The organism is Paracoccus marcusii (genome assembly GCF_006151785.1).
GTDB classification, from domain to species: domain Bacteria; phylum Pseudomonadota; class Alphaproteobacteria; order Rhodobacterales; family Rhodobacteraceae; genus Paracoccus; species Paracoccus marcusii.
In genome coordinates, this window is the sequence record NZ_VDDD01000162.1 from 1 (window position 1) to 6754 (window position 6754).

A 6754-nucleotide genomic window follows, 5' to 3' on the forward strand; every position below is an offset into this window, starting at 1 on the left:
CGCGGCCCGGCGGCGGGCCATGGCGGCGCGCGAAATCGGCGGCGGTCACCGGCAGCAGCGCCGCCACGCAGGCCCCCGCAAGGTCCGCGTATTGCACCGCCGCCTCGTCCGCGCCGATCAGGCCGCGCAGGTGATGGACGCCGATGCGGAACTGCCATTCATGCGCCCACCGCCGCGCCGCATCCAGCGCCCGTTCATAGCCACCGCCAGGTTGGCTCAGGGCCCGTTGCAGGACCGCGTCCAGTTCCTGGACCAACCCGGCCTCCCGCGGCCAGGGGGCGAAGAAGCTGCCTGCCAGCACGCCGTCCAGAACGGACGGATGGCGCGCCAGATAGGCGGCCAGCGCGGGCGCCGTTCCGCAGATGTCGACGATCAGGTCGATCAGCTGGGGATTGGCCTCGAACAGCGAGAACAGCTGGACCCCCGCAGGCAGGCCGGACAGGAAACTGTCGAAGCGGGCCAGCGCCTCGGCGGGGTGGCCCGCGCGGGCCATGCGCGACAAGAGCGGCGCCTCGATCCGGCGAAAGATCTGGCGCGCCCGGTCGGACCGCAGCGCGGGATAGGTCTGCCAGCGCTGGATCACCGCCCGCGATTCGTCCGACAGGTCGGGCAGGCTTTCGGTCGGTTCGGTCGGGGCGAAGAACCGTTCGGTCAGCGCATGCACGCGTTCCAGCCGCGATTTCAGCCGGGCGCACCAGGCTTGGACATCGCCCTCGCCCATCAGGGCGGCGATCGTGGCCAATCCCTGATCGTCCTTGGGCAGGCTGTGGGTCTGGGCGTCGTTCACCATCTGGATGCGGTGTTCGATGTCGCGATGGTCGCGGTAATGCGCCGTCAGTTCCTCTGCGACGTCCCGGGGGATCCAGTTCTTGGCGGCCAGCGCCGCCAGCCCGCCAACCGTGTCGCGGCATTGCAGGTCGCGGTCGCGCCCGCCCGCGATCAGCTGGCGGGTCTGGGTGAAGAACTCGATTTCGCGGATGCCGCCGCGTCCCAGTTTCAGGTTGTGGCCCGCCACCTCCAGCCGCCCGCCCAGACCCTTGTGGTCGCGGATGCGCAGCCGCATGTCATGGGCGTCCTGGATGGCCGCGAAATCCAGGTGCTTGCGCCAGACGAAGGGCCGCAATTCGCGCAGCAGCCGTTCGCCCGCGGTGATGTCGCCCGCCGCCGCGCGCGCCTTGATGAAGGCGGCGCGTTCCCAGGTCCGCCCCTCGGCCTCGTAATAGGCCAGCGCCGCGGCGGTCGAGATGCAGACCGGCGTCACCGCCGCGTCGGGCCGCAGCCGCAGGTCGGTGCGAAAGACATAGCCGTGATCGGTCACGTCGGACAGGGTCGCGGCCATCCGCCGCGTGGCCCGGATCAGGGCGGCACGAGCCTCCATCTGGTCGGCCTCGGCATAGGCGGTCTCGTCGAACAGGACGATCAGGTCGATGTCCGAGCTGTAGTTCAGTTCGCGCGCGCCGCCCTTGCCCATCGCCAGCGCGAAGATGCCGCCCGCATCGGCGTCCGTGGCGGGCAGCTTGCCGCGACGGATCTCGGTCGCGACATGGGCGCGCAGGGCGAGGTCGACGGCGCGGTCGGCCAGGTCGGACAGCGCGCCGGTGACCTGCTCCAGCGTCCAGACGCCGCCCAGATCGGCCAACGCCGCCAGCAGCGCCACCCGCCGCTTGGCGCGGCGCAGCGCCACGCCCAGGGCATCCGCGTCCAGCGATTGCAAGCCCGCCGTCTCGCGCACGACGACGTCGTCATGGTCCAGCGCATCGGGCAGCCAGTCGGCCTCGGACCGCAGCAGGCCGGCCAGATAGGGGCTGCTGCCCGCGGCGCCCGCGATCAGGTCGCGCATCCGGTCGGACAGGGTTGGGAACAGCGCCGCCGCATCCGCCCCGCGGGCGGCGTCGACGGGCAGCGGAAGGCGGGTGATGCGGGACTGAAAGCTCATGCGCGCCACCTTGCCGGGGTCGCCCCGGCCCGTCAACGCAACGCGCGGTAAACCATGTTGCGCAGAACCGGCGGGCCCGCTGCTTTCCACGCTTGGCCTGCCGGGAAATCGTTGCTAGGCTTTCGCGCACACCAACCCGCGATACGGAACCTTCTGCGCCCGCATGATCAGTCGCGACCTGACCAGATGCTGCAAGGGGCGCACCTGATGCGCCATACGCTGCCCCATGCGCCGCAGTTCTATGTGACCGCGCCACAGCCCTGTCCGTACCTGCACGGGCGGGCCGAACGCAAGCTGTTCACCGCGCTGCAGGGCGACAATGCGGCGGAACTGAACAACGCGCTGTCGCGGCAGGGATTCCGCCGGTCGCAGAACGTGCTTTACCGACCCAGCTGCGAAAGCTGCGTGGCCTGCATGTCGGCGCGCATCCGGGTGGCCGATTTCCGCCCCTCCAAGACGCAGCGCCGCATCACGACCCGCAACGCCGCCCTGCGCCGCCTGGCCACCAGTGCCTGGGCGACCGAGGATCAGTTCGAACTGTTCCGCCGTTATCTGGACAGCCGCCACGCGGATGGCGGCATGGCGGACATGGACATCTTTGAATTCGCCGCGATGATCGAGGAGACGCCGGTCAAGACCCGCGTCATCGAATACCGGTGCAGCGACGATGCGATGCCGGCGCTGGCGCAGGGCGACGATCACCTGGCCGGTGTCTGCCTGACCGACGTGCTGGATGATGGGCTCAGCCTTGTCTACAGCTTCTACGATCCGCTGCTGCGGCCGGCCAGCATGGGCACCTACATCATCCTGGACCATATCGAGATCGCGCGGGCCGCGGGCCTGCCCTATGTCTATCTGGGCTATTGGGTGCCGGGCAGCCGCAAGATGGACTACAAGGCCCGCTTCAGCGCGCTAGAGATCTACAAGGGTGGCGTCTGGCAGGATATCGGCAACCCCGAGGATCATTCGAACGAAGCGCATCCCCTGTCCGTCGATCCGATCGTCGAACAGGTCGCCCGTATCGCGCTGCCGCAATTCGACCGATAGCGTCCGTCAAACCGCGAAATAAAGTTTCAATTTCTGGCGTACCTGCGTCACTTTCTCCGCCAAATGCCATTGACCCTGTCCGAACCTGACCCTAGGTTGCGCCGACGCGGGGCCGCGACGGGTGTGCTTTGCGGGTGTTTTTGATGGATGGAGCAAGACGATGTCCCGAACAATGACGGGTGCGAGAATGGTGGTCGAGGCGCTGCGCGATCAGGGCGTCGATACCGTATTCGGCTATCCGGGCGGGGCCGTCCTACCCATCTATGACGAGATCTTTCAGCAGAACGACATCACCCACGTCCTGGTCCGCCACGAACAGGGCGCCGTCCACATGGCCGAGGGCTATGCCCGAGCGACCGGGAAACCGGGCGTCGTGTTGGTCACGTCGGGCCCCGGCGCCACGAACGCGGTCACCGGCCTGACCGACGCGCTGCTGGATTCGATCCCGCTGGTCGTGCTGTCGGGCCAGGTCCCGACCTTCATGATTGGCACCGACGGCTTCCAGGAGGCCGACACGGTCGGCATCACCCGCCCCTGCACCAAGCACAACTGGCTGGTCAAGGACACGGACAAGCTGGCCGCGACCATCCACAAGGGTTTCCACGTCGCCACCTCGGGCCGTCCCGGTCCGGTGCTGATCGACATCCCCAAGGACGTGCAGTTCGCGACCGGCACCTATGTCGGGCCCAAGCAGGTCGACACCGGCCGCTATCAGCCGACGAAGAAGGGCGATCTGGGCGCGATCACCCGCCTGGTCGAACTGATCGAGCAGGCCGAGCGTCCGATCCTCTATACCGGCGGCGGTGTCATAAATTCGGGTCCCGGCGCCAGCCAACTGCTGCGCGAGCTGGCCGAAGCGACGGGCTTTCCGGTCACCTCGACGCTGATGGGGCTGGGCTGCTATCCGGCATCGGGCGACAAGTGGCTGGGCATGCTGGGCATGCACGGCACCTACGAGGCGAACCTGGCCATGCACGGCTGCGACCTGATGATCAACATCGGCGCGCGCTTCGACGACCGGATCACCGGGCGGATCGCGGATTTCAGCCCCGGATCGGTCAAGGCGCATATCGACATCGACCCGTCGTCCATCAACAAGGTCGTGCGCGTCGACGTGCCGATCGTCGGGGACGTGGGCCATGTGCTGGAGGATCTGCTGAAGGTCTGGAAATCGCGCGGCCGCAAGACGAACAGCGCCGCGGTCCAGCAATGGTGGGGCCAGATCGAGCAATGGCGGGCCCGGAAATGCCTAGCCTATCGCCCTAGCGACACGATCATCAAGCCGCAGCACGCGCTGGAACGGCTGGAGGCGCTGACCAAAGGCCACGACCGCTACATCACCACCGAGGTCGGCCAGCACCAGATGTGGGCGGCACAGTACCTGGGCTTTGAAGGGCCGAACCGCTGGATGACCTCGGGCGGTCTGGGCACGATGGGCTATGGCCTGCCTGCATCCATCGGCGTGCAGATGGCCCACCCCGAGGCACTGGTGATCAACGTCGCGGGTGATGCTAGCTGGCTGATGAACATGCAGGAGATGGGCACGGCCGTGCAGTTCCGCCTGCCGGTCAAGCAGTTCATCCTGAACAACGAACGCCTTGGCATGGTCCGCCAGTGGCAGCAGCTGCTGCACGGCGAGCGTTACAGCCAGTCCTGGTCCGACAGCCTGCCCGATTTCGTCAAGCTGGCCGAGGCCTTCGGCTGCGCCGGCGCGCAGGTGCGCGACCCTAAGGATCTGGACGCCGCGATCCAGCAGATGATCGATTACGACGGCCCCTTCATCCTGGACGTGCTGGTCGAGAAGCACGAGAACTGCTTCCCGATGATCCCTTCCGGCAAACCGCATAACGAGATGCTGCTGGGCGAGGCCGAGACGCAGGGCGTGATCGAATCCGAAGGCGCGGTGCTGGTCTGAGACCGGCCGGAAAGAGAGCAGAACCATGAACGCTTTGAACATCCAGAAGGGCATGTCCAGCCATTCGGCCTATGACCTGCGCGACCCGCACGCCCCGCGCGAGGAGAGCCATACCTTGGCCGTCCTGGTCGAGAACGAGCCGGGCGTCCTGGCGCGCGTGATCGGCCTGTTCGCAGGGCGCGGCTACAATATCGACAGCCTGACCGTGGCCGAGGTCGACCACAGCGGCCACCGCTCACGCATCACGGTGGTCACGCGCGGCACCCCCGAGGTGATCGAGCAGATCAAGGCACAGCTGGGCCGCATCGTGGTCGTCCACGAGGTCCACGACCTGACGGTCGAGGGGCCGGTGGTGGAACGCGAACTGGGCCTGTTCAAGGTGCGCGGCACCGGCGACAAGCGCGTCGAGGCGTTGCGCATCGCCGAAATCTTTCGCGCAAACGTGGTCGATTCGACGTTGGAAAGCTTTGTCTTCGAACTGGTCGGCACGCCGTCCAAGCTGGAGGCCTTTGCCGATTTGATGCGTCCTCTGGGCCTGACGGACCTGGCGCGCACCGGGGTCGCCGCGCTGTCACGCGGCGCCTGATCGCCCCCTTAGCGTGCGGCCCCGCTGCGGGGTCGCGCATAGGTCGTCGCCGGGCGCCGGGTGGACGACGCCACGGATCCGCTTGGCACCGCATCCTGATGCGCCACGACGCGCAGGGCTGGCCGCGACGGCTGCTGTTGCTGCGAATCGGCCAGGATTCGCGGCAGCTGCAGACAGCTTTTCTCCGACAGCATGGTCACGTTCAGGGCATGGCGCAGATTGCCGACGGTCCGGGTTTCCAGTTCGACCAGATCACCGGGCTGGGGCCATTCGCCGGGCCCGACGAAATTCGCGGTTCCCTGCAGATAGGCCAGCGTTGCTTGATCTTCGCACCAGATGATCGCCTTTTCACGCGACCCGCTGCTCCATACGACAACCCCGATCATGGGCGCCCCTTCATAGAAAAGGCGCCGAAGCGCCGGATGGTATCGATTCAAGGATCTGTCTTGTGCAAACCTTTGCCGACTAAAGCAGAAAACCGCCGGTATGCCAGCTTTTTCCTTTCACCACGTGAATTTTATTGCAGCCGGAGGTTGTCGCGTTGCGGCGCAGGCACAACCCCACCACCAGCCCTAGCGGATGCGCCCCGCCTGCACGTCGGCGACCGCGCGGCGGACCTGCGCCAGGCGTTGCGCGCGTGCCGGGTGGGTGCCCAGGACGTGGTTTCCGGGATCGGGGATTCGCTGGAACAGGCCCGAACCAGAGATCGGATCATAGCCTGCGTTCAGCGTGATGATCGCGCCAAGATAGTCCGCCTCCAGCTCCCATTCCTTGGAATAGTAGCGTGCGCCGACCGATGCGCCGATCTCCTGAGCGCGGGCGATGGCGCCGGTGTCGCCGCCATAGGCGGAGGCCAGGCTGCCAAGGACGACGGCGGCGGCGGTGGCCGCCCCGGACTTGCGATCCAGGTGGTTCAGAATGTGGTGCGCGGCCTCGTGCCCCACGACAAAGGCGATTTCGTCGGGATTCTGGGTCTGCGCGATCAGTGACAGGGTAAAGCCCACGACCGGGCGCCCGTTGCGGTCGACGGTCTGGAACGCGTTCGGCTCGAGCCCCGGGCGGTCGTCGACGACGAACAGGAAATCGCAGCTGATCGGCGCGGTGCGGCGGTTCAGGCAGTCTTGGCGGACGGCGGGCTCCATCCGGCGCATCACCTGGACAAAGCTGCGCGCAGCGCCGTCCGGCGTTGCCGCGTGCGGGGCCGACGGGGCCGGCAGGACCGGGACCTGCGGGACGGGCGCGGGCATGGGGGCGGTGCCGGGTGCGGGCA

General features: G+C 67.3%; 6 protein-coding genes. 3 read left to right on the top strand and 3 right to left on the bottom strand.

Going from position 1 to position 6754, the window contains the following annotated elements; genetic code table 11:
• Window positions 1–1936, bottom strand: a 1936-nt coding sequence (locus FHD68_RS16885; RefSeq protein ID WP_139086291.1) for a [protein-PII] uridylyltransferase family protein, incomplete at its 3' end; no start/stop codon positions are given.
• Window positions 1937–2143: 207 nt separating this feature from the next.
• Here FHD68_RS16885 and FHD68_RS16890 point away from each other — a divergent pair.
• From FHD68_RS16890 to ilvN, 3 genes are all read left to right on the top strand, one after another.
• Window positions 2144–2983 carry an arginyltransferase gene (locus FHD68_RS16890; RefSeq protein WP_046001162.1) on the top strand — a complete coding sequence of 280 codons (840 nt, stop codon included), beginning with the start codon at window positions 2144–2146 and terminating at the stop codon, window positions 2981–2983.
• Between the two features lie 160 nt (window positions 2984–3143).
• Complete coding sequence (locus FHD68_RS16895) at window positions 3144–4898, top strand: acetolactate synthase 3 large subunit (protein WP_045981602.1); 1755 nt, start codon at window positions 3144–3146, stop codon at window positions 4896–4898.
• A 25-nt stretch (window positions 4899–4923) separates the two neighbouring features.
• The gene (gene ilvN / locus FHD68_RS16900) at window positions 4924–5484 is read left to right on the top strand and encodes an acetolactate synthase small subunit (RefSeq protein ID WP_045981603.1); all 561 of its coding nucleotides are present in this window, start codon (window positions 4924–4926) and stop codon (window positions 5482–5484) included.
• Window positions 5485–5492: 8 nt separating this feature from the next.
• Here the strand turns inward: ilvN and FHD68_RS16905 are convergent, their stop codons facing one another.
• The gene (locus FHD68_RS16905) at window positions 5493–5870 is read right to left on the bottom strand and encodes a hypothetical protein (protein ID WP_205963149.1); all 378 of its coding nucleotides are present in this window, start codon (window positions 5868–5870) and stop codon (window positions 5493–5495) included.
• Window positions 5871–6056: 186 nt separating this feature from the next.
• The coding region (locus FHD68_RS16910) for a M48 family metalloprotease (RefSeq protein WP_139086293.1) at window positions 6057–6754 on the bottom strand (698 nt) is incomplete at its 5' end.

Excerpts from the sequence above, each read along its gene's own strand:
- FHD68_RS16890 (WP_046001162.1), top strand. The coding sequence starts at position 2,144 with ATGCGCCATACGCTGCCCCATGCGCCGCAGTTCTATGTGACCGCGCCA.
- FHD68_RS16895 (WP_045981602.1), top strand. The coding sequence starts at position 3,144 with ATGTCCCGAACAATGACGGGTGCGAGAATGGTGGTCGAGGCGCTGCGC.
- ilvN (WP_045981603.1), top strand. The coding sequence starts at position 4,924 with ATGAACGCTTTGAACATCCAGAAGGGCATGTCCAGCCATTCGGCCTAT.
- FHD68_RS16905 (WP_205963149.1), bottom strand. The coding sequence starts at position 5,870 with ATGATCGGGGTTGTCGTATGGAGCAGCGGGTCGCGTGAAAAGGCGATC.